Raw genomic sequence first — 21,710 nt, forward strand, 5'->3', positions numbered from 1 at the left:
CCGGCCCGCCCGGCCCGCCCGGTTTCCCCGTCGATCATGAGGTTGACGGCGATGTGGATCTCCGTATCCGCCGCCAACCTCATGATCGGCGCGTCGAGGCGCGGGGTCACTCGCCCGCCCGGAGGGCGGCGTGGAGATCCTGCAGCGGGCGGACCTTCAGGTCGCCCCGGATGCGGGCCTCGATGCCCATGACGGCGGCTGCGGCGCCGGGAACGGTGGTGACGCACGGGATGTCCACGCTCACCGCCGCGCTGCGGATCTCGTACCCGTCGGAACGGGCGCTCGCCCCGGAACCCTGTGGCGTGTTCACCACCAGCGCCACGTCCCCGCCGAGGATCAGCGAGACCGCGTCCGCGCCCTCACCCGACTCGTAGTGCTTGCGGATCTGCTCGCAGGCGATGCCGTGCCGGCGCAGCACCTCGGCCGTGCCGGTGGTGGCCACGATCTCGAAGCCCAGGTCGGCCAGGCGCTTGATCGGGAAGATCATGCCGCGCTTGTCCCGGTTGGCGACCGAGACGAAGATCTTCCCGGCGGTCGGCAGCGACCCGTACGCGGCGGCCTGCGACTTGGCGAACGCCTGACCGAAGCCGGTGTCGATGCCCATCACCTCGCCGGTGGACTTCATCTCCGGGCCGAGCAGCACGTCGATGCCCTTGCCGGACGGGGTGCGGAACCGCTTGAACGGCAGCACCGCCTCCTTGACCGCGATCGGCGCGTCGGCCGGCATGGTGCCGCCGTCGCCGGTGGGCGGCAGCATCCCCTCGGCGCGCAGCTGCGCGACGGTGGCGCCGAGCGCGATCCGGGCCGCCGCCTTCGCCAGCGGCACCGCAGTGGCCTTCGAGACGAACGGTACGGTCCGGGAGGCGCGCGGATTGGCCTCCAGCACGTAGAGCATGTCACCCTGCAGCGCGTACTGGACGTTGAGCAGGCCGCGCACCCCGACGCCGCGGGCGATCTGCTCGGTGTAGTGCCGCACCTGGGCCAGGTGCGAGCCGGCCAGGGTGATCGGCGGCAGCGCGCAGGACGAGTCGCCGGAGTGGATGCCGGCCTCCTCGATGTGCTCCATCACGCCGCCCAGGTAGACGTCGCCGTCGGCGTCCACGAGCGCGTCCACGTCGATCTCGATGGCGTCGTCCAGGAACCGGTCCACCAGCACCGGCCGGTCCGGCGAGATGGCGGTGGCCCGGCCGATGTAGTCGCGCAGCGTGGCGTCGTCGTACACGATCTCCATGCCGCGCCCGCCGAGCACGTACGAGGGGCGGACCAGCACCGGGTACCCGATCTCGTCGGCGATCGCCTTCGCCTCGTCGTACGAGGTGGCCATGCCGTGCGCGGGCGCGCGCAGCCCGGCCCGGGCCAGCACCGCGCCGAACGCGCCGCGCTCCTCGGCCAGGTGGATCGACTCCGGGGAGGTGCCGACGATCGGCACCCCGGCGTTCTTGAGCCGCTGCGCCAGGCCCAGCGGGGTCTGCCCGCCGAGCTGCACGATCACCCCGATGACGCCGGGGCCGCCCGCCTCCTTGCCGGAGGAGTCCTCGGCGTGCCAGACCTCCAGCACGTCCTCGAACGTCAGCGGCTCGAAGTAGAGCCGGTCGGCGGTGTCGTAGTCGGTGGAGACGGTCTCCGGGTTGCAGTTGACCATGACGGTCTCGTAGTCCACGGCCCGGAGGGCCTGGACGGCGTGCACACACGAGTAGTCGAACTCGATGCCCTGCCCGATCCGGTTCGGCCCGGAGCCCAGGATGAGCACCTTCGGCCGGGCCGAGGGCGCCACCTCGGTCTCCGAGTCGTACGTCGAGTAGTGATACGGCGTGGTCGCCTCGAACTCGGCCGCGCAGGTGTCCACCGTCTTGTAGACCGGCCGGACGCCGAGCCGGTGCCGCAGGGTCCGTACGCCGTCCTCGGCGGCCAGCTCGGGACGCAGCGCGGCGAGCTGCCGGTCGGACAGGCCGGCCCGCTTGGCCCGGCGCAGCAGGGCGGCGTCGAGCACCGGCGCGTCCACGATCTCGGCGCGCAGCTCGACCAGCGAGGCGATCTGGTCCAGGAACCACGGGTCCATGCCGCCGGACGCCTCGGACACCTCGGCGATCGACGCGCCGAGACGCAGCGCCCGCTCGACCGTGTAGAGCCGGCCGTCGTGCGGCGTGCGCAGCGCCGCGAGGGTGTTCTCCCGGGTCGCGTCCTGAGGGTCGGGGACGGTCCAGAAACCGGATGATTTGGTTTCCATCGAGCGCATCGCCTTGTTCAGCGCCTCGGTGAAGTTGCGGCCCAGGCTCATCGCCTCGCCCACCGACTTCATCGTGGTGGTCAGCTCCGGGTCGGCGCCGGGGAACTTCTCGAACGCGAACCGGGGGATCTTCACCACCACGTAGTCGAGCGTCGGCTCGAACGCGGCGGGCGTCTTCAGCGTGATGTCGTTCGGGATCTCGTCGAGCGTGTAGCCGATGGCGAGCTTCGCGGCGATCTTCGCGATCGGGAAGCCGGTGGCCTTCGACGCCAGCGCCGAGGAGCGCGACACCCGCGGATTCATCTCGATCACGACGATCCGGCCGTCGGCCGGGTTCACCGCGAACTGGATGTTGCAGCCGCCGGTGTCCACACCGACCTCGCGCAGCACCGCGATGCCGAGGTCACGCAGCCGCTGGTACTCCCGGTCGGTGAGCGTCATCGACGGCGCGACGGTGACGCTGTCGCCGGTATGCACACCCATCGGGTCGACGTTCTCGATCGAGCAGACCACCACCACGTTGTCGTGGCGGTCGCGCATCAGTTCGAGCTCGTACTCCTTCCAGCCGAGCACGCTCTCCTCGATGAGCACCTCGTGCACCGGGCTGGCCGCCAGGCCGGAACCGGCGATGCGCTCCAGGTCCTCGTCGGTGTGCGCCATGCCGGAACCGAGGCCGCCCATGGTGAACGACGGCCGGATGACCACCGGCAGGCCCAGCTCGGCGACCGTCTCGCGGACCTCGTCCATCGAGTGGCAGACCCGCGAGCGCGGCACCAGCGCGGACGGATCGTCCAGGCCCAGCCGTACGCCGGCCTTCGCGACGATCTCCTTGAACAGCTGCCGGTCCTCGCCCCGGTTGATCGCCTCGATGTTCGCGCCGATCAGCTCGACGCCGTACTTCTCCAGCACGCCCGCCTCGTGCAGCGCGACAGCGGTGTTCAGCGCGGTCTGCCCACCGAGCGTCGGCAGCAGCGCGTCGGGGCGCTCCTTGGCGATGACCAGCTCGACGAACTCCGGGGTGATCGGCTCGACGTACGTGGCGTCGGCGAACTCCGGGTCCGTCATGATCGTCGCCGGGTTGGAGTTGACCAGGCTGACCCGGATCCCCTCGCTGCGCAGCACGCGGCAGGCCTGGGTGCCGGAGTAGTCGAACTCGCAGGCCTGTCCGATCACGATCGGCCCGGAGCCGATCACCAGGACGTGCTTGAGGTCGGTCCGCTTAGGCATTCTTTCCGCCTTCACTGTGGTTCCGGTCGAAGCCACGGCCTTCGATCAACTCGGCGAAACGGTCGAAGAGGTAGTCCGCGTCGTGCGGGCCGGCCGCCGCCTCCGGGTGGTACTGGACGGTGAAGGCGGGCACGTCCATGGCCCGCAGCCCCTCGACCACGTTGTCATTGAGGCAGACGTGTGACACCTGGACACCGCCGAACTCGGTCTGGATCACCTGATCCGGCACCACGGCGCCGTGCCCGGCGCCCGGCACCTGCACCGCGAAGCCGTGGTTGTGGCTGGTCACCTCGACCTTGCCGGTGGCCCGGTCGAGCACCGGCTGGTTGATGCCGCGGTGGCCGTACCCGAGCTTGTAGGTGCCGAAGCCGAGCGCCCGGCCGAGGATCTGGCTGCCGAAGCAGATGCCGAACAGCGGGATCCGCCGGGTCAGCACCTCCCGGGCCAGCGCCACCGGACCGTCGGCGGTCGCCGGGTCGCCCGGGCCGGGCGAGAAGAAGACCGCGTCCGCGCCGGTGGCGAGCAGGTCCTCGATGGTCGACCCGGCGGGCAGGACGTGGGTGGTGACGCCGCGGGCGGCGAGCCGGCGCGGCACGTTGCGCTTGATGCCCAGGTCCACAGCCGCCACCGTGAACCGGTGCTCGCCCTGCGCCTCGACGACGTACGGCTTGGCGGTGGTCACCTCGTCGGACAGGTTCGCGCCGACCATCTGCGGCGAGCGGCGGACCCGCTCCAGCAGGGCGGCCGGGTCGTCCTCGACGCTGGAGATGCCGACCCGCATCGCGCCGCGCTCGCGCAGGTGCCGGGTCAGCGCCCGGGTGTCCACGCCGCTGATGCCGACGACGCCCTCGGCGGCGAGCCGGTCCTCCAGGCCGCCGCCGGCCCGCCAGTTGGAGCTGATCCGGGCCGGGTCGCGCACCACGTACCCGGCCACCCAGATCCGGTCGGACTCGTCGTCCTCGCCGTTGACGCCGGTGTTGCCGATGTGCGGCGCGGTCTGCACCACCACCTGCCGGTGGTACGAGGGGTCGGTGAGCGTCTCCTGGTAGCCGGTCATGCCGGTGTTGAAGACGGCCTCGCCGAAGGTCTCCCCGACGCTGCCGTACGCCTCGCCGTGGAACGTGCGCCCGTCCTCCAGGACGAGGATCGCCGATCTACGCTTCACCATTACCGGGCCCGCCTTTCGTTCGCGACTGCGGGACTCCGCTCCGCTGCGTTCCTCGCGCTCACTTGACAGCCTTTCCGTCCAGGACCGTCGGCTCGCCGCGCAGGAAGGTCGCCACGATGCGACCCGGCAGCGTCATGCGGGCGTACGGGGTGTTGCGACTGCGACTGGCCAGCTCCGCCGGTTCGACGACGCGCCGGGCGGCCGGGTCGACCAGGGTCAGGTTGGCCGGTACGCCGGGCGCCGGGTCGAGGCCGTGCCCGGCCAGCCCGGCGATCCGGGCCGGCGTGCGGGACATCCGCTCGGCGATCAGGTCCCAGCGGGGGCCGAACACGTCGAGCGCGATCGACAGCGCCGTCTCCAGGCCGAGCATGCCCGGCCGGGCGTACGCCCACTCGCACTCCTTGTCCTCCACGGCGTGCGGCGCGTGGTCGGTGGCGATGATGTCGATCACGCCCTCGGCCAGCGCCTCCCGCAGCGCGGCGATGTCGGTGGCGGTGCGCAGCGGCGGGTTGACCTTGAAGACCGGGTCGTAGCTGCCCGCTGGGCTCCAGTTGTTCGCAAGCTCACTCCTCCCGCTCACGACCTCGTCCGTGAGCAGCAGGTGGTGCGGCGTCACCTCGGCCGTGACCCGTACCCCGCGCGCCTTGGCCTGACGCAGCACCTCGACGCTGCCGGCGGTGGAGACGTGGCAGACGTGCAGCCGGCTGCCGACGTGCTCGGCCAGCAGCACGTCCCGGGCGATGATCGCCTCCTCGGCGACGGCCGGCCAGCCGGTCAGGCCGAGGCGGGTGGACACCTCGCCCTCGTGCATCTGCGCGCCCTCGGTCAGCCGGGGCTCCTCGGCGTGCTGGGCGATCACGCCGTCGAACGCCTTGACGTACTCCAGCGCCCGGCGCATCAGCCGCGGGTCCGACACGCAGTGCCCGTCGTCGGAGAAGATCCGCACCCCGGCGGCCGAGTCGGCCATCGCGCCCAGCTCGGCCAGGCGCTCGCCGGCCAGCCCGACGGTGACCGCGCCGATCGGCTGCACGTCGACCAGGCCGGCCTCCCGGCCGAGCCGCCAGACCTGCTCCACCACGCCCGCGGTGTCGGCCACCGGGGAGGTGTTCGCCATCGCGCACACCGCCGTGTAGCCGCCGAGTGCCGCCGCCCGGGAGCCGGACTCGACCGTCTCGGCGTCCTCCCGGCCGGGCTCGCGCAGGTGGGTGTGCAGGTCGACCAGGCCGGGCAGCGCGACCAGGCCGGACGCGTCGATGACTGTGGCGTCGTCCGCGGCGAGCCCGCGGCCCGTCCCGGCCACCACGCCGTCGCGGATGAGCAGGTCGGTCGGCTCGCCGCCGACGATGCTGACGCCTGTGATGAGGTACGCGGTCACCGGTTGTTCCCTCCGAGCAGCAGGTAGAGCACGGCCATCCGCACGGAGACCCCGTTGGCGACCTGTTCGACGATGGTGGAGCGGGGCGAGTCGGCCACCTCGGGCGTGATCTCCATGCCCCGGTTCATCGGGCCGGGGTGCATGACGATCGCGTGCTCGGGCAGCCGGCGCATGCGCGGCCCGTCGAGCCCGTAGCGTCGGGCGTACTCGCGGGCCGACGGGAAGTAGGAGTCACCCATCCGCTCGCGCTGCACCCGCAGCATCATCACCACGTCCACATCTGGGAGAACGGCGTCGAGGTCGTAACAGACGTCGGTGCCGGTGGCCAGGGCGGCGGCGATGTCGACCGGGATGAGGGTGGGCGGGCCGACCAGTGTCACCTTCGCGCCGAGGGTGGACAGCAGCAGCACGTTGGAGCGGGCCACCCGGGAGTGCAGCACGTCGCCGACGATCGCCACGTGCAGGCCGTCGAGGCGGCCCAGCCGGGACCGCATCGTGTACGCGTCGAGCAGCGCCTGGGTGGGGTGCTCGTGGGTGCCGTCACCGGCGTTGACCACCGATCCGTCCACCCACTCGGCGAGCCGGTGCGGCGCGCCGGAGGCGGGGTGCCGGACGACGACCGCGTCCGCGCCCATCGCCTGGAGCGTGAGCGCGGTGTCCTTCAGGCTCTCCCCCTTGGCCACGCTGGAGCCCTTGGCGGAGAAGTTGATCACGTCGGCGCTGAGCCGCTTGGCGGCCGCCTCGAACGAGATCCGGGTGCGGGTGGAGTCCTCGTAGAAGAGGTTGACCACGGTGCGCCCGCGCAGCGCGGGCAGCTTCTTGACCTCGCGGCCGGCCACCGTCGCCATCTCCGCGGCGGTGTCCAGGACCAGGGTGGCGGTGCCGGCGTCCAGATCGGCGCCGGAGAGCAGGTGCCGGATCATGAGAGGGATCCTCCGTACAGCCGTACCTCGTCACTGCCGTCGGTCTCGGCGAGGGTGACCTTGACGTTCTCGGCCAGCGCGGTGGGGATGTTCTTGCCGACGTAGTCGGCGCGGATCGGCAGCTGGCGGTGGCCGCGGTCGACGAGGACCGCGAGCTGCACGGACGCCGGCCGGCCGACGTCGCTGAGCGCGTCCAGCGCGGCCCGCACGGTGCGGCCGGAGAACAGCACGTCGTCGACGAGGATCACCCGCTTGCCGTCGATCCCACCGGGCGGCAGGTCGGTCGGGCCGACCGCGCGGGTGGCGTGCCGGCGCAGGTCGTCGCGGTAGAGCGTGATGTCGAGCACGCCGACCGGGACTGTGACGTCCTCGAAGGTGCTGATCCGGGCCGCGAGGCGGTGGGCGAGCGGCACGCCCCGGGTGGGGATGCCGAGCAGCACGGTGTCGGCGGCGCCCTGGGTCTTCTCCAGGATCTGGTGGGCGATGCGGTCGACCACCCGCGACACGTCCGCTGCGGCGAGGATCACCTTCACCGAGGGTTGTCGCGGCGGCGACGAGTGGGCAGCCGGTGGGTAGGCCACGGCGGACCTCCTTCCCCGCCTCACGGGACGGGTCGTTAAAGGACGTCTGGTCTGCTCCGGCAGGCCCGCGCGGGGCCCGGACCGGGGCTTCACGCCACGTTACCAGCGGTCACCGGGCTGCCCGCCGCCGGTCCTGACCTGCTGGTCAGCCCGGAGAAATGGGGACAAGCCACACGTGGGTGCCGGACCCGGTGGACGGCAACACTTGACCACATGTCGCAATCCCCGTACCGTCACGCTCCGTAGCGATAGCTCGGGGAACCCGAACAGCACTGGGAGTGTCCGAATGCCCTCTGAATACGCCAAGTCGCTGGGCGCCCGCCTGCGCTCCATCCGCCAGCAGCAGGGCCTGTCCCTGCAGGGGGTGGAGGAGAAGTCGAACGGGCGGTGGAAGGCCGTGGTGGTCGGCTCGTACGAGCGCGGCGACCGCGCCGTCACCGTGTCCCGCCTGGCGGAGCTGGCCGACTTCTACCGCGTTCCCGTCTCGGAGCTGCTGCCCGACGGCAGCGGGGTGCGTCACGAGCCCACCAGCAAGATCGTCCTGGACCTGGAGCGGCTCTACGACGAGGCCTCCGAGGACCTCGCGTACGTGGCCCGCTACGCGCGCGCCATCCAGCAGCAGCGCGGCGACTACAACGGCCGGGTGCTCTCGATCCGCGCCGACGACCTGCGCGCCCTCGCGATCGTCTACGACGCCTCGCCGTCGGGCCTGATCGAGCGGCTGACCGAGCACGGCGTGCTGGTCGCCGACCCGCGGGCGTTCTTCGCGTCCTGACATCCCCCGTACGACGAAAGGGCCCGTGCCGGTCGGCACGGGCCCTTCGTCGTTGCGGCGCGTCAGCGCGTGGCGTACTCGGCGATCCGGCCGAGGATGCCGTTGAGGAAGCGGGGCGAGTCGTCGGTCGACATCTGCCGGGCCAGCTCCACGGCCTCGCTGATCGCCACCGCGTCGTCGATCTCGTCGACGTAGAGCAGCTCGTACACGGCGATCCGGGCCAGGTTGCGGTCGACCACCGGCATGCGCTCCAGCGTCCACCCCTCGGCGTAGCTGGCGATCGTCTCGTCGATCCGGTCGAGGTGCGCCGCCACGCCCTCGACCAGCCCGACCGCGTAGCCGAGGTGGTCGGGGCGCGGCTGCTCGATCCGTTCCAGGTAACCGGCGAGCACCTCGACCGGCGGGCGGTCCCGCAGGTCGGCCTCGAAGAGCACGTCCAGCGCCCGCTTGCGCGCCTTGCGGCGCGCCGGCATCTGCTGCTTGGGGCCCTCGGCCATCAGGCTCGGCCGAGGTAACGGCCGTCGCGGGTGTCGACCTTGATCTTCTCACCGGTGGTGATGAACAGCGGCACCTGCACGGTCGCGCCGGTCTCGACGGTGGCCGGCTTGTTGCCGCCGGTCGAGCGGTCGCCCTGCAGGCCCGGCTCGGTGTAGGTGACCTCGAGCACGACCGAGGTCGGCAGCTCGATGTACAGCGGCACGCTCTCGTGGGTGGCGACGGTCGCCTCGGCCTCGGGGAGGAGGTAGTTGGCGGCCTCGCCGACGGTGCCGCCGGGGACGGTGATCTGGTCGAACGTCTCCAGATCCATGAAGACGTAGTCCTCGCCGTCGGCGTACAGGTACTGCATGGTGCGCTTGTCCACGGTCGCGGTCTCGACCTTGGTGCCCGCGTTGAAGGTCTTGTCGACCACCTTGCCGGACAGCACGTTCTTCAGCGTGGTGCGCACGAAGGCACCACCCTTACCGGGCTTGACGTGCTGGAACTCGACGACGGCCCACAGCTCGCCGTCCAGGTTGAGTACCAGGCCGTTCTTCAGGTCGTTGGTGGTGGCCATTTCCTGCCTTGATCATCAATTGGCGGACAGACCGGCCAAGTCTACTCGCTCTGTCGAATCGGACTCGCGCCACGGAACGGACCGGCTCAGGCTCCTGCGGCGAGCCGGGCGGCCAGGTGGTGCAGCGCCAGCCGGTAGCCGTCCACGCCCAGGCCGCAGATCACGCCGGTGGCCACCGCGGAGACCACCGAGTGGTGCCGGAACTCCTCCCGGGCGTGGATGTTGGAGATGTGCACCTCGACCAGGGGGCCGCGCAGCATGGCGCAGGCGTCCCGGACCGCGATCGAGTAGTGCGACCAGGCCGCGGGGTTCAGCACCACCGCCGCCGCCTCGTCGGCCGCCTCGTGCAGCCAGGCGAGCATCTCGTGCTCGGCGTCGGTCTGCCGGACCACCACGTCCAGGCCCAGCTCCCGGCCGTGCCGTTCACAGTCGGCCACGAGCTGGGCGTAGCTGGTCACCCCGTACACGTCGACCTGGCGGGTGCCGAGCCGGCCCAGGTTCGGCCCGTTGAGCACGTACACCCTCACGAGCTGATCTCCGCGTACGCGGCGGCGAGCAGGTCGTCCGGCAGCGCCTCCATGATCGCCGGGCGGGCGAGCCCGTCGAGCACCACGAACCGCAGCCGGCTGCCCCGGGCCTTCTTGTCCACCCGCATCGCGGCGAGCAGCTCCGGCCAGGCGTCGGCCCGGTAGCCGGTGGGCAGGTCGAGCGCGGCCAGCACCCGGCGGTGCCGCTCGGCGTCGGCCGCGTCGAGCCGGCCGGCGAGCCGGGCCAGCGTGGCGGCGTACACCAGGCCGACCGCCACCGCGTGACCGTGCCGCCAGCGGTAGCCCTCCACCTTCTCGATCGCGTGCGCCAGCGTGTGCCCGTAGTTGAGCACCTCGCGTACCCCGGATTCGCGCAGGTCCCCGGCGACCACGCCGGCCTTCACGCGGACCGCGCGTTCGACCAGTTCCCGCAGCACCGGCCCGGCCGGGTCCAGCGCGGCGGCCGGGTCGTCCTCGACCAGGTCGAGGATGACCGGGTCGGCGATGAAACCGCACTTGACCACCTCGGCCATCCCGGCGGCCAGGTCGGCCGGGGGCAGGCTGTCCAGAGTCGCCAGGTCGGCCAGCACGCCGGCCGGCGGGTGGAACGCGCCGACCAGGTTCTTGCCGGCGGCGGTGTTGATGCCGGTCTTGCCGCCCACTGCGGCGTCGACCATGCCGAGCAGCGACGTGGCGACCGGCACCCAGCGCACGCCGCGCAGCCAGGTGGCAGCGACGAACCCGGCCAGGTCGGTGACCGCGCCGCCGCCCACCCCGACCACCGCGTCGGTACGGGTGAACCCGGCGTCGCCGAGCCGGTCCCAGCAGGCCGCCGCCACGTCGACGTGCTTGCCCGCCTCCGCGTCCGGCACCTCGATCAGCAGCGGCGTCACGCCGCCCTCGCGGACACCGTCGGCGAGCCGGTCGGCGAGTGCCTTGAGCGGCGGCGCGTGCAGGAAGGCCACCCGCTCGGCGCCCGGCAGCAGCCGGGGCGGCGGGTTCAGCAGGTCACGTCCCACGAGCACGTCGTACGGCCGCTCGCCGCCGACCGGGATCCGGGTCACCTCGTCCATCGCGGGCAGCCTAGTCCAGCGCGCCGCCCCCGCGCGGCGACTGTCCACTCCCTGGGTGTTTGACCGGCCGCACCGCGGGTAGGGCGGCCGGAATGAGCGAGACGAGGGCACACGCGACCCGACCGGAGTCCGCGACGAGCATCCGGCTGCCCGCCACGATCCTCGGCGTCGGGCTGGGCGGCTTCGTCGACGGCATCGTCCTGCACCAGGTCCTCCAGTGGCACCACATGCTCAGCAGCACCGGCAGCGACCGGATCGGCGTGCGTGAGTACCCGGTGGACACCGTGCCCGGGTTGCAGATGAACACGCTCTGGGACGGCCTGTTCCACGTGGTCACCTGGGTGGCGGTGCTGACCGGTCTGGCCCTGCTCTACTCCCGGGTCACCCACTCGCGGGGCCGGCTGTGGCGCTCGCCGATGCTGTGGGGCTGGGCGCTGATCGGCTGGGGCCTGTTCAACCTGGTCGAGGGCATCGTCGACCACCACCTGCTCGGCATCCACCACGTCCGCGGCGGCCCGAACCAGCTCTGGTGGGACCTCGGGTTCCTCGCCCTCGGCGTGGTGCTGATCGCTGCGGGCTGGGCGATCCAGCGCCGGGCCCGCGCGGTGGACCTCTGCCCGCCGGAGCGCCGGTGACAGCGGCCCACGCCGGGCATGCCGACGGTGGCTTCCCGGTGACCGCGCTGATCCCGGTGGCGATGTCCTGGGCGTACCTGGCCGCCGCGCTGCGGCTGCGCGACCCGGGCGGGCCGGGCTGGCCGCACGCCCGCACGGCGAGCTTCGGTCTGGGCGCGCTGCTGCTGGTGGCCGGGCTGCTGTGGCCGGCCGGCGACTTCGTCGGGCACATGTGGCAGCACCTGCTGATCGGCATGCTCGCGCCGCTGGCGCTGGTGCTCGGCGCACCGGTCACGCTGCTGCTGCGCACGCTGGACCGGCGTACCGGCCGGGCCCTGGTCCACCTGCTGCGGCATCCGGTAGCGCGGGTGCTCGGCCACCCGGTGACCGGCCTGCTGCTCACCGCGGGCGGGCTCTGGCTGCTCTACCTCACCCCGCTGTACCGGGCCACCTTGGACAGCCCGGCCCTGCACACGCTGGTGAACCTGCACTTCCTGCTGAGCGGCTGCCTGTTCGCCTGGTCGATCGCCGGGCCGGACCCGGGACCGCACCGCCCGCGCGTACCGGTGCGGCTGGTGGTGATCGGGGTCGGGGTGGCCGCGCACGCCACCATCGCCCAGTTGCTCTACGCCGGGCTGTTCGTGGACGTGCCGGCCACCGCCGCCGAGCTGCGGGCCGGGGCCACGCTCATGTACTACCTGGGTGACCTGGCCGAGATCGCGCTGGCGCTCGCGCTGCTCGCCACCTGGCGGCCCGAACCGGCCCGGCGCCGCCGCGCCGGACGCCGGACGGCCAGGGCCGCTGCGGCCAACGCCTGACCGGCGCGCCTTCTCACCCGCCCATGGCGTTCCACCCAGCGGCGTCCTCCACGCCGACTGGAACGCCGCGGGTGCCACAACGCTCGGGAGACACCCACGGCGTTCCACTCATCCGCGGCATCCCCGCCGACTGGAACGCCACGGGTGTCACAACGCCCGCGAGACACCCACGGCGTTCCACCGAGAGAGCCGGACACGGCGGGGGCGGGGCGTTGTCAGGGTTTGAGCAGGGCGGCGATCTCCGCGGCCAGCTCCTGCGGGGTACGGCCGTCGGTGACCACAGTCGCGGTCGCCACCTCGGCGTAGAGCGGGCGGCGCTGGTCCATCAGGTGCTTGAGCGTGGCGCGCGGGTTCAGCGCGAGCAGCGGCCGCCCGGCGCCCAGACCGACCCGCTTGACCGCGTCGGGCAGCTCCACCGACAGGTGCACCACCGTGTGGCCGATCAGCGCGGCCCGGTTCTCCTCGGCCAGGACCGCGCCGCCGCCGACCGCGAGCACGCCCGCGTGCGACGCGAGCGCCGCCGCCACGGCGGCCCGTTCGAGGGTACGGAAGTGCTCCTCGCCCTCGTCCACGAAGATCTCCGGGATGGGCTTGCCGGCGAGGTTCTCGATGTCGGCGTCGGTGTCCCGGAAGTCGACGCCGAGCGCCTCGGCGAGCGCCGTGCCGACAGTGGTCTTGCCGGAGCCGGGCGCCCCGACCAGCACGCAGACCGGCCGGGTGCTCATTTGATCACCAGGCTGTCGAGGTAACCGTTGAGGTTGCGGCGCATCTCGGCAATCGAGTCGCCGCCGAACTTCTCCACCGCCGCCTCGGCCAGCACCAGCGCGACCATCGCCTCGGCCACCACCGCAGCGGCCGGGACCGCGCACACGTCGGAGCGCTGGTTGATCGCGGTGGCCGGCTCGCCGGTGGTCACGTCGATGGTGGCGAGCGCCCGGTTCAGCGACGAGATCGGCTTCATGGCCGCCTTCACCCGAAGCGGCTCACCCGTGGTGATGCCGCCCTCCAGGCCACCGGCCCGGTCGGTGATCCGCCGCACCCCGGTGGCGGTGGGCACGATCTCGTCGTGCGCCTCCGAACCGCGCGAGCGGGCCTGCTGCCAGCCGTCGCCGATCTCCACGCCCTTGATCGCCTGGATCGACATGAGCGCGGTCGCGAGGCGGGCGTCGAGCTTGCGGTCCCACTGCACGTGGCTGCCCAGGCCCGGCGGCACCCCGTACGCGAGCACCTCGACCACGCCGCCGAGCGTGTCGGCGGCCTTCTTCGCGGCGTCGACCTCGGCGACCATCCGGGCGCTTGCCTCGGCGTCGAGGCAGCGCAGCGGGTCGGCGTCGAGGCGCGCGGCGTCCTCCGGCGTGGGGCGCAGCCCCGGCTTGACCGCCACCGGGCCCAGCTCGACCACGTGGGAGACGATCTCGACGCCGAGCGCCTGGCGTACGAGCGCCTTGGCGACGGTGCCCACCGCGACCCGGGCGGCGGTCTCCCGGGCGCTGGCGCGCTCCAGGATCGGCCGGGCGTCGGTGTGCCCGTACTTCTGCATGCCGGCCAGGTCGGCATGACCCGGGCGGGGACGGGTCAGCGGCGCGTTGCGGGCCTGGCTCGCCAGCTCCTCCGGGTCGACCGGGTCGGCGGCCATCACTGTGCGCCACTTGGGCCACTCGGAGTTGCCGACCCGGATCGCCACCGGGCTGCCGAGCGTCACCCCGTGCCGGAGCCCGCCGATGATCTCGACCTCGTCCTGCTCGAACGACATCCGGGCACCCCGGCCGTAGCCGAGCCGGCGCCGGGCCAGCTCGCCGGAGATCTCCCCGGTGGTCACCTCGATGCCGGCGGGTACGCCCTCCAGCATCGCGACGAGGGCGGGTCCGTGCGATTCACCTGCAGTCAGCCAGCGCAACACGACGGTCAGTCTGTCACGCCCGGTGGTCACCGGCGTACGCCGCCCGCCGCGTCCCGCCAACCGGACAGGCCACCTCCGTACGCTGGTCCGCCGCCCGACGGGTGAGGTGTTAACAGGGGACCCTTCCTCTACCGGAGGCGTTAAGAAGGGGCCCTTCCTTACACCGGCAGCGCGGCGCGCATCGCGGTGCGTGGGGCGGTGACGCCGGTGAAGTGCTCGAACTGGCCGAACGCCTGGGCCAGCAGCAGGTCCAGCCCGGAGACCACCCGGCACCCGGCGGCGAGCGCCGCCGCCGCGAGCGGCGTGGGCCACGGGTCGTAGACCACGTCGAAGAAGACCGACTCCGGCCGCCAGTCGAAGTTGTCAGCCAGGGGGTCGGCGACGCCCTTGGGCACTGTGGAGATCACCAGGTCGGCGCGGGCGTGGGAGGGTGCGCCGTCCCACTCGGCGCCAGCGAGCGGCACCCCGGCCGCCGCCGCGACCGGGCGCAGCTCGTCGACCGCCTCCGGGCGGCGGGCCACCACAGTCACCTCGGCCGCCCCGATCCGGGCCGCCGCCGCGATGGCCGCCCGGGCGGTGCCACCCGCACCGAGCACGGTGACGACCGCCCCGGCCACGCAGCCGGCGCCGGTGAGCACCTCGACCATGCCGGTGACGTCGGTGTTGTCCGCGTACCAAGTGCCGTCTTGTCGGCGTACCAGCGTGTTGGCGGCGCCGACGGCGGCGGCGGCCGGCGAGACCTCGTCGGCCAGCGCGAGCGCCACCTCCTTGCCCGGCATGGTCACCGACAGCCCGGCCCATTCGGGGCCGAGGCCCGCGACCAGGCCGGGCAGCTCGTCGGCGCCGGCTTCGATCCGGGTGTACGACCAGCCGGTCAGCCCGGCCGCCGCGTACCCGGCGGTGTGGATCACCGGGGAGAGCGAGTGGGCGATCGGCCTGCCGACCACGGCGGCGCGGCGGGGATCGGCCATCAGATGATCCCGGCCTCCCTGGCCTTCTGCTCGTTGCGCTTCTGCTCGGCGTAGGTCTCGGCGAACGCGGAGCGGCCGTCCCTGCTGATCGCCACGAAGTAGAGCCACTTGCCGTCCGGCGGGCTCAGCGCGCCTTCCAGCGCCTCCTTGCCGGGGTTGTTGATCGGCGAGGGGACCAGCCCGCGCAGCTTGCGGTTGTACGGGTTCTTCGGGTTGTCCAGCTCGGCGGCGGTCATGTCCTTGGACGCCTTGGTCTTCTGCCCGGTCAGCTCCAGGTAGTAGTTGACCGTGACGTCCATCTCGAGGCAGTTGCAGGGGAACTCGCCGTAGACCCGGTTGTAGGCCACCCGGGCGACCTTGCCCAGGTCGGCCTTGTTGCCGGCCTCGGCCTGCGCGAGCGAGGCGACGATCAGCGCCTCGTACGGGGTGATGCCGCCGCGATCTTTCTGCACCTTCTCCGCGTACTGCATGCCGGAGGTGACGGTGAGGAAGTTGTCCACCATCAGCTTGAGCACCGTCTCGGCGGTGGCCTTCGGTGGGATCTCGTAGGTGTCCGGGAACAGGAAGCCCTCGATCGACGGGTTGACCTTCTTGCCGTCGGAACGCTTGAACCACCAGTCCGGTACGCCGAGCGCCTCCGGATCCTTCGCCGCGGCCTCGAAGTCCTTGACCGGGATGTCGGTCTTCTCGGAGAGCCGCTTGTAGACCGTCTTCGCGGTGAGGCCCTCGGGAATGGTGATCCCGTTGACGATCTTGTTCTTGAGGTCCAGCAGGGCCACGACCGCCGCGTCACCGCTCATCTGCTTGCGCATCTTGTACGTGCCGGGCTGGATGTTCTTGCTGCGCGAGTTCTCCTCGGCGGCCTCGATGAACGCCTTGGTGCTCTTCACCACGTCGGCCGCGACGAGCGCGTCGGCCATGTCGGCGATCAGCGCGCCCTGCTTGATCTCGACGGTCACCTCGCCGGTGCCGGAGCCGTCGTAGTCGGGTGTGACGAAGTAGTTCTGGACCCGGTCGAAGCCGTAGAACGCGCCGCCGCCGATGCCGCCCAGCAGGACCAGCGCGAGAGCGAGTGCGAGAAGGGTCTTGCCCCGGCCGCCGCCGGACTTGCCCTGGCGACGGCGCACCGCGCCGCGCCGGTGCCGGCCCTTCTCCCCCCTGTCCGGCTCGTCGAACCCCAGATCAAGATCGTCGATCATTGCGTCCGCCTCCGCTGTGCGTCCAGCCAGCTCTGCAGAATCTCCACCGCGGCGGCCTGGTCGACCACCGCTCGTTGGCGCTTTCCCCGGACGCCCCGTTCGGCCAGCCTACGACTCGCGACGACGGTAGACATCCTCTCGTCCGTCAGCGTCACCGGAATCGGCCTCATTACATCAGCCAATCGGCTGGCATATGCTGATACGTTCAGCGCCGCGGGGCCGTGCTTCCCGGCGAGATTGACCGGCAGCCCGACCACGATCCCCACCGCCTCGTGCTCGGCGGCGAGCCGGACCAGCTCGGCCATGTCGGCGGGCACCGCGTCCGGTTCCGCGGTCAGATCACGGGCCAGCGTCACCAGGGGCGTGGCGAGGATGCCGTGCGGATCACAGCGCGCCACCCCCACCCGGACCTGGCCGACGTCGACACCCAGCCGGACGCCACGGGACACCTCACTCACGGGCGGACACCTCCCCGCCGGTACGGGCCAGGGCGGACCGGGTGGTCCGCCCTGGCGTACATCCGTGCACTCATGCCGTGCCGGCTGGGCATGCCCTCACGGCCCTCGCTCCGCTCGGTGCGTTCGCTCATGCCGCGTCGGCGACCGCCCGCTCGACGGTGACCAGCAGGTTCGGCGCCTCCGTCGCGGGCAGGCCGCCGCCCTGGGCCAGGTCGTCGCTACCGCCGCCCCGGCCGGAGAACGCCGCCTTGACCAGGTCCTTCGCGCTCAGGTTCCGCCCCCGGGCGGCCTGGTTGACGGCCACCACGAGCGACGCCTTGCCGTTGGCCCGGGCGGCCACCGCGATCACAGCCGGGCGGGCCGCGTCGATCCGGCCCCGGATCTCCTGAGCGAGGGTCCGCACGTCGTTCGCCGCCGCGCCCTCCGGCGCCTCGGTGCCGACGTACGCGACGCCGCGCACATCCTTCGCCTGCGCCGCCAGGGCGCCGGCCCCGCCGAGCACGAGCTGGGCGCGCAGCTTCTCCAGCTCCTTCTCCGCGTCGCGCAGCTGGGTGACCGTCTGCTCCACCCGGTCGGCGACCTGCTCCCCCGGCACCCGGAACAGCTCGGCCAGCCGGGACACCAGCAGGTGCTCACGGGCCAGGAAGCCGAACGCGTCCATGCCGACGAGCGCCTCGATCCGGCGTACGCCGGAACCCACCGACGCCTCGGAGAGGATCTTCACCAGGCCGAGCTGGGCGGAGCGGGCCACGTGCGTGCCGCCGCACAGCTCGCGGGCGTAGTCACCGACCTCGACGACCCGGACCCGCTCGCCGTACTTCTCGCCGAACAGGGCCATCGCCCCGATCCGCCGGGCCTCCTCCTGGCTGGTGACGAACGCGTGCACCTCCAGGTCGGCCAGCAGCACCTCGTTGACCTGCTGCTCGACGTCGTGCAGCACGCTCGGCGCCACACCCGTCGGGGTGTTGAAGTCGAACCGCAGCCGGCCCGGCGCGTTCAGCGAACCCGCCTGGGTCGCCGACTCACCGAGGAAGTTGCGCATCGTCTGGTGCACCAGGTGCGTGGCGGTGTGCGAGCGGGAGATCGCCCGGCGGCGGGACACGTCGATCTCGGCGTACCCGGTCTCCCCGGAACGCACCTCGCCGCGCACCACCTTGGCCCGGTGCACGATCAGGCCGGGCACCGGCTGCTGCACGTCGAAGACCTCGACCTGGCCGCCGCCCACAGTGATGAGCCCCTGGTCGGGCTGCTGGCCACCACCCTCGGCGTAGAACGGGGTGGTGTCGAGCACCAGCTCGATCGTGTCACCCTCGACCGCCGCCGAGACCGCGGCGCCGCCGGACAGCAGCGCGCGTACCCGCGACTCCCGGCTCAGCTCGGTGTAGCCGGTGAACTCCACCGGACCGCCGCCGTCGAGCACCGACCGGTACGCCGACACGTCGGTGTGCCCGGTCTTGCGCGCCTGCGCGTCGGCCTTGGCCCGGCTGCGCTGGTCGGCCATCAGCCGGCGGAAGCCCTCCGCGTCGACCTGCAACCCCTGCTCGGCGGCGATCTCCAGGGTCAGGTCGATCGGGAAGCCGTACGTGTCGTGCAGCTGGAACGCCTTGTCGCCGGAGAGCGCCGCCTTGCCGGCCGACTTGGTCTCGGCGATGGCGGTGTCCAGGATCGTGGTGCCGGCGCGCAGCGTGGCCAGGAACGCGTCCTCCTCGGCGTACGCGTACTGGGAGATCCGGCCGAAGTCCTCGGCCAGCTCCGGGTACGACGGCGCCATGCAGTCGCGGGCCACCGGCAGCAGCTCGGGCAGCGCCCGGTCCTGGTAGCCCAGCAGCCGCACCGCCCGGATCGCCCGGCGCATGATCCGCCGCAGCACGTAGCCCCGGCCCTCGTTCGACGGGGTCACCCCGTCGCCGATGAGCATCAGCGAGGTACGCACGTGGTCGGCGATCACCCGCAGCCGTACGTCGTCCGGGTGCGACTCGTTGGCCGCGTGACCGGAGTGCACGCCGTAGCGCTTGCCGGTCAGCTCGGCGGCCCTGTCGAGGATCGGCTTGACCTCGTCGATCTCGTAGAGGTTGTCCACGCCCTGCAGCAGCGAGGCCATCCGCTCCAGGCCCATGCCGGTGTCGATGTTCTTCGCCGGCAGGTCACCGAGGATCGGGAAGTCCTCCTTGCCGACGCCCGGACCGCGCTCGAACTGCATGAAGACGAGGTTCCAGAACTCCAGGTAGCGGTCCTCGTCGACCTCCGGGCCGCCCTCGCGGCCGTAGGCCGGGCCGCGGTCGTAGTACAGCTCGGAGCACGGGCCGCACGGGCCGGGGATGCCCATCGACCAGAAGTTGTCGGCCTTGCCGCGGCGCACGATCCGCTCGGCCGGCACGCCGGTGGCCCGCCAGATGTCGTACGCCTCGTCGTCGTCCAGGTAGACGGTGGCCCAGATCCGCTCCGGGTCCAGCCCGAAGCCGCCCGCCTCGACCGGCTTCGTGGCCAGGTCCCAGGCGAGCGGGATCGCCCCGGACTTGAAGTAGTCACCGAAGGAGAAGTTGCCGTTCATCTGGAAGAACGTGCCGTGCCGGCTGGTCTTGCCGACCTCGTCGATGTCCGGCGTCCGGATGCACTTCTGCACGCTCGTCGCCCGCGCGTACGGCGGGGTCTGCTGGCCCAGGAAGTAGGGCACGAACTGCACCATGCCCGCGTTGATGAACAGCAGGTTCGGGTCGCTGATGGCGGGCAGCGGAGCGGACGGAACCACGGTGTGCCCGTTCGCCTCGAAGTGGGCGAGGAACCGCCGCTTGATCTCCGCCGTCTTCATCGCTGGTGGTCCTCCGGGAAAATCTCTCGGTCACCGATACGCGGGTCCTCCCGCAGCTCGGCGAACTGGTCGTCGTACACCTCGCCGCGGGCGAAGGCCTCGTGGATCTCCTGCTCACGCTCGGCCATGCCGACCCGGACGTCGTCCACGAACGCCCGGAGCGACTCGACCAGACCACCGGCGGACTCGGACAGCCCGCTGGCGATGCCGGCCGGGGTGTACGCCTGCGCCGTCCGGGTGGCCTTGCGCACCACCAGGACGCCCACGGCCAGCCCGATGCCCAGCCAGAACAACCGCCTCATGTTCTCATCCTTCCCGCGTACGCCGGCCGGGGTCAGCGGTTGCCGCGCTTGGCGGCGCGACGCTGCTGCTTGATCGTGTCGCGCACCTCGCGCTCGGTCTCGGCGTGCCGGCGGGCGGAGGCGGCCCGGCGCACGCCGTACCCGAACGCGGCCACCTTGACCAGCGGGTTCGCGGCGGCGGCGGAGACCACGGTGGCCAGGTTCGCCACGTTCGCGGTGACGTTCTGCGCGTGGCTGGTCATGGTGTCCACCTTGGCGAGCTGGAGGTTCACCCCGTCCAGCGAGGTCTGCACCTGCTCCAGCGCCACGTTGACGTTCTTCACAGTGGTGTTCACGTCACCGAGCAGCGGCGCGGTGCGCTCGTTCACATCGGTGATCATGCGGGTCGTCGCGTCCACGGTGTGCCGCAACCGCAGGATCGGCACCGCCAGCACGAGCACCAGCATCAGGAACGCGCCGGCCGCGATCAGCGCAGCGATCTCTCCACCACTCACGCGAAAGTCCTCCTCAAGCAGTGTCCCGGAACCCGACGCCCCGGAACGCGCGACCGTACCTACCCACTTCGCGCCACGCCGACCCGGTCACCGGGCACGGACGGGCGTGCCAGCCCCAGACCCTACCGTCCGTGATGAAAGTCGGCTCACGACGGTGAGGGGGTCGCCTCGCCCAGCGGGTCGTCGGTCAGGGTCGGGTACGGATCCTCACCGGTGAGTGACGGATCGGTGGTCGGCGTCGGTCCGGTGCGCTCGTCGTCGATCGCGTTGCGCACCTTCACCGACACCAACGAGCCGGTGCACTCCGCCGCTGCGGGCGCGGGCGGCGCGGTCGGCGCGGGCGCCCCGTCCACCGGCGGGGGCGTGCAGGTGCGGTCGCGCACCCACAGGTCGAGCGTGAGTTCGTCCCGGCGCCAGCAGGTGTAGCTACCAGGAACCTTCTCGTCCGGGCAACGGTCGACCTTCCAGCGCCGCCACCCGTCCCCGGCCAGCGCCTCCTCGTAGACCGCGACGGTCTCCTTCCACCCCTGCTCCGACTCGACGGAGCGTTCACGGAGGCGGCAGTCCTGGAGGCACCAGCGGCTGCCGCTGACGTTGTCGACCGTGTTGCTCTGTGCCCAGGCGGGCACGGCGAGCGCGTCGAGGGTGTCGAAGACCGGGTCGCGGCTGAGCGTACGCATCCCGAAGTAGAGCGGCACCGCACCGAGCAGCACGAGGCTGACCAGGGCGAGGATGCCCAGCCGCAGCCGGCTGCGTTCGCGCATCTGCCGGCGCAGCTCCGACCGGGCGCCGCGCAGACCACCGGCCTCCGCGCCGCTGTCGTCCGGTCCGGGACCGCCGGGCCGCGGCGCGCCGCCCGCAGCGGGCCGTGGCCCCGCGGGCTCCCCCGGGGGTACGACCACAGCCGCCCGGGCCGCCGCCGGTGTCGCCGCGTTGCCCGGTCCGGTCCGGTCCGGCTCCGCTCCGGGTGGCGTCGCCCGTCCGGTGGTCCGCTCGTCCGGCGCGACCGGGCGGGCCACGCCGGCTGCCGCGCGGGCGGTCACCGGGGCACCGGGCGGCACCGGGCCGTCGCCTGCCGGCCCTCTGGCACCGGGGGCCACCGGCGGACGAGGCCCGGCACCGGGCCGGGTGTCGTCGGGGCGTGCCACCCCGCGTCCGTCGCCACCGGGTCCAGCCGGACCGGCTCCGGGGCGGCCGGCGCCGGCCGGAATCCCC

21 protein-coding genes are annotated in these 21,710 nt (G+C 72.3%); 3 read left to right on the forward strand and 18 right to left on the reverse strand.

Going from position 1 to position 21,710, the window contains the following annotated elements:
* Positions 1 to 106: 106 nt before the first annotated feature.
* The 5 genes from carB to pyrR form a co-directional block, all read right to left on the reverse strand.
* Positions 107 to 3,454, reverse strand: a complete 3,348-nt coding sequence (gene carB, locus BFV98_RS08380; RefSeq protein ID WP_071095739.1) for a carbamoyl-phosphate synthase large subunit — start codon at positions 3,452 to 3,454, stop codon at positions 107 to 109.
* On the reverse strand, positions 3,447 to 4,619 hold the full coding sequence (carA, locus tag BFV98_RS08385) for a glutamine-hydrolyzing carbamoyl-phosphate synthase small subunit (protein WP_176921756.1): 1,173 nt from the start codon (positions 4,617 to 4,619) through the stop codon (positions 3,447 to 3,449). Before carA ends, carB begins: the two co-directional genes overlap by 8 nt.
* A 61-nt stretch (positions 4,620 to 4,680) precedes the next feature.
* Entirely contained in the window at positions 4,681 to 5,997 is a 1,317-nt protein-coding gene (locus BFV98_RS08390) for a dihydroorotase (RefSeq protein ID WP_071095743.1), read from the reverse strand.
* Complete coding sequence (locus tag BFV98_RS08395) at positions 5,994 to 6,920, reverse strand: aspartate carbamoyltransferase catalytic subunit (RefSeq protein ID WP_013285507.1); 927 nt, start codon at positions 6,918 to 6,920, stop codon at positions 5,994 to 5,996. The genes BFV98_RS08390 and BFV98_RS08395 overlap by 4 nt, the downstream gene beginning before the upstream one ends.
* Positions 6,917 to 7,501 carry a bifunctional pyr operon transcriptional regulator/uracil phosphoribosyltransferase PyrR gene (pyrR, locus tag BFV98_RS08400; protein ID WP_071095745.1) on the reverse strand — a complete coding sequence of 195 codons (585 nt, stop codon included), beginning with the start codon at positions 7,499 to 7,501 and terminating at the stop codon, positions 6,917 to 6,919. The genes BFV98_RS08395 and pyrR overlap by 4 nt, the downstream gene beginning before the upstream one ends.
* A gap of 286 nt (positions 7,502 to 7,787) precedes the next feature.
* On the opposite strand from pyrR, the gene BFV98_RS08405 reads away from it, so the two are divergent.
* Positions 7,788 to 8,276, forward strand: coding sequence for a transcriptional regulator (locus BFV98_RS08405; RefSeq protein WP_013285505.1), 489 nt, complete (start codon positions 7,788 to 7,790; stop codon positions 8,274 to 8,276).
* A 62-nt stretch (positions 8,277 to 8,338) separates the two neighbouring features.
* On the opposite strand, the gene nusB is transcribed toward BFV98_RS08405, so the two are convergent.
* From nusB to aroB, 4 genes are all read right to left on the reverse strand, one after another.
* Positions 8,339 to 8,749 (reverse strand): transcription antitermination factor NusB, encoded by a 411-nt coding sequence (nusB, locus tag BFV98_RS08410; protein WP_174361785.1) that lies wholly within the window; start codon positions 8,747 to 8,749, stop codon positions 8,339 to 8,341.
* Between the two features lie 23 nt (positions 8,750 to 8,772).
* On the reverse strand, positions 8,773 to 9,330 hold the full coding sequence (gene efp, locus BFV98_RS08415) for an elongation factor P (protein ID WP_013285503.1): 558 nt from the start codon (positions 9,328 to 9,330) through the stop codon (positions 8,773 to 8,775).
* 86 nt (positions 9,331 to 9,416) lie between these two features.
* Positions 9,417 to 9,857: a type II 3-dehydroquinate dehydratase gene (gene aroQ / locus BFV98_RS08420; protein WP_013285502.1), complete on the reverse strand. Its 441-nt coding sequence runs from the start codon at positions 9,855 to 9,857 to the stop codon at positions 9,417 to 9,419.
* Positions 9,854 to 10,930, reverse strand: a complete 1,077-nt coding sequence (aroB, locus tag BFV98_RS08425; RefSeq protein ID WP_013285501.1) for a 3-dehydroquinate synthase — start codon at positions 10,928 to 10,930, stop codon at positions 9,854 to 9,856. The genes aroQ and aroB overlap by 4 nt, the downstream gene beginning before the upstream one ends.
* Before the next feature lie 92 nt (positions 10,931 to 11,022).
* On the opposite strand from aroB, the gene BFV98_RS08430 reads away from it, so the two are divergent.
* Positions 11,023 to 11,565, forward strand: a complete 543-nt coding sequence (locus BFV98_RS08430; protein WP_013285500.1) for a DUF2243 domain-containing protein — start codon at positions 11,023 to 11,025, stop codon at positions 11,563 to 11,565.
* The gene (locus tag BFV98_RS08435) at positions 11,562 to 12,362 is read left to right on the forward strand and encodes a cytochrome c oxidase assembly protein (protein ID WP_071095747.1); all 801 of its coding nucleotides are present in this window, start codon (positions 11,562 to 11,564) and stop codon (positions 12,360 to 12,362) included. The genes BFV98_RS08430 and BFV98_RS08435 overlap by 4 nt, the downstream gene beginning before the upstream one ends.
* 215 nt (positions 12,363 to 12,577) lie before the next feature.
* Here BFV98_RS08435 and BFV98_RS08440 read toward each other — a convergent pair whose 3' ends face one another.
* The 9 genes from BFV98_RS08440 to BFV98_RS33060 form a co-directional block, all read right to left on the reverse strand.
* Positions 12,578 to 13,087 carry a shikimate kinase gene (locus tag BFV98_RS08440; RefSeq protein ID WP_013285498.1) on the reverse strand — a complete coding sequence of 170 codons (510 nt, stop codon included), beginning with the start codon at positions 13,085 to 13,087 and terminating at the stop codon, positions 12,578 to 12,580.
* The gene (gene aroC / locus BFV98_RS08445; protein WP_071098791.1) at positions 13,084 to 14,262 is read right to left on the reverse strand and encodes a chorismate synthase; all 1,179 of its coding nucleotides are present in this window, start codon (positions 14,260 to 14,262) and stop codon (positions 13,084 to 13,086) included. The genes BFV98_RS08440 and aroC overlap by 4 nt, the downstream gene beginning before the upstream one ends.
* Before the next feature lie 158 nt (positions 14,263 to 14,420).
* Positions 14,421 to 15,233 (reverse strand): shikimate dehydrogenase, encoded by an 813-nt coding sequence (locus tag BFV98_RS08450; protein WP_013285496.1) that lies wholly within the window; start codon positions 15,231 to 15,233, stop codon positions 14,421 to 14,423.
* Complete coding sequence (mltG, locus tag BFV98_RS08455) at positions 15,233 to 16,432, reverse strand: endolytic transglycosylase MltG (RefSeq protein ID WP_013285495.1); 1,200 nt, start codon at positions 16,430 to 16,432, stop codon at positions 15,233 to 15,235. The genes BFV98_RS08450 and mltG overlap by 1 nt, the downstream gene beginning before the upstream one ends.
* Positions 16,429 to 16,890, reverse strand: a complete 462-nt coding sequence (gene ruvX / locus BFV98_RS08460; protein WP_013285494.1) for a Holliday junction resolvase RuvX — start codon at positions 16,888 to 16,890, stop codon at positions 16,429 to 16,431. The genes mltG and ruvX overlap by 4 nt, the downstream gene beginning before the upstream one ends.
* A gap of 127 nt (positions 16,891 to 17,017) precedes the next feature.
* Entirely contained in the window at positions 17,018 to 19,699 is a 2,682-nt protein-coding gene (gene alaS, locus BFV98_RS08465) for an alanine--tRNA ligase (RefSeq protein ID WP_013285492.1), read from the reverse strand.
* The gene (locus BFV98_RS08470) at positions 19,696 to 20,001 is read right to left on the reverse strand and encodes a hypothetical protein (RefSeq protein WP_013285491.1); all 306 of its coding nucleotides are present in this window, start codon (positions 19,999 to 20,001) and stop codon (positions 19,696 to 19,698) included. Before BFV98_RS08470 ends, alaS begins: the two co-directional genes overlap by 4 nt.
* 32 nt (positions 20,002 to 20,033) lie before the next feature.
* The gene (locus tag BFV98_RS08475; protein ID WP_013285490.1) at positions 20,034 to 20,495 is read right to left on the reverse strand and encodes a DUF948 domain-containing protein; all 462 of its coding nucleotides are present in this window, start codon (positions 20,493 to 20,495) and stop codon (positions 20,034 to 20,036) included.
* Between the two features lie 146 nt (positions 20,496 to 20,641).
* Positions 20,642 to 21,259, reverse strand: coding sequence for a hypothetical protein (locus tag BFV98_RS33060; protein WP_013285489.1), 618 nt, complete (start codon positions 21,257 to 21,259; stop codon positions 20,642 to 20,644).
* Between the last annotated feature and the right edge of the window lie 451 nt (positions 21,260 to 21,710).

Origin of the sequence: Micromonospora sp. WMMB235 (assembly GCF_001855515.1) — a bacterium.
GTDB classification, from domain to species: Bacteria; Actinomycetota; Actinomycetes; order Mycobacteriales; family Micromonosporaceae; genus Micromonospora; species Micromonospora aurantiaca.